We start from the raw sequence: 609 nt of genomic DNA, 5'->3' as shown, positions 1-609 counted from the left end.
CGAGGTCGAGTCGGTGTTGACCGGGTTGGGCGGGTTGTTCACGGCCGGGGTGGTGGTGGACTGGTCGGAGGTGTTCGCCGGGACCGGCGCACGACGCACCGAACTTCCCACCTACGCATTCCAACGCCAGCACTACTGGCTGGACATGACGATGGACGACGAGAAGACGTCGATGACGACCTCGGGTCCGGTGAGCGAGCTGCGCGGGCTCGACGAAACCGAGCGCGGGCATCGGTTGACGGAGCTGGCTCGCGCGCACATCACAGCCACCCTCGGCAGCGGCGTGCCCGGTGAGATCGCACTTGACCAGACGTTTCGGGATCTGGGCTTCGATTCTCTGATGTCCGCCGAACTGCGGGACAGGCTTTCACACGCCCTGGAAGTTCCACTGCCCAGCTCGGTGATCTTCGACTACCCCACTCCCGCTGTTCTCGTTGAGCACCTGCGATCGGTCGTGTCGGGCAGAGACGTCGATGTGCGCGCCCAGGCTGCGTCGACTGCCGATGCCGATGATCCTGTGGTGGTCGTGGGGATGGCGTGTCGTTATCCGGGTGGGGTGGGTTCTCCGGAGGATCTGTGGGAGTTGGTCGTCGGGGGTGGGGAGGGGAT

At 65.2% G+C, this 609-nt stretch carries 1 protein-coding gene; it reads left to right on the top strand.

Going from position 1 to position 609, the window contains the following annotated elements; genetic code table 11:
* Window positions 1-151: 151 nt before the first annotated feature.
* Window positions 152-609: acyl carrier protein (locus tag IEZ00_RS36020; protein WP_229796454.1), on the top strand; the 458-nt coding region annotated here is incomplete at its 3' end.

Origin of the sequence: Saccharothrix coeruleofusca (assembly GCF_014648515.1) — a bacterium.
GTDB classification, from domain to species: domain Bacteria; phylum Actinomycetota; class Actinomycetes; order Mycobacteriales; family Pseudonocardiaceae; genus Actinosynnema; species Actinosynnema coeruleofuscum.
Note: the sequence above shows the minus strand (reverse complement) of the source record. Positions and strands in the feature narration are given on the sequence as shown.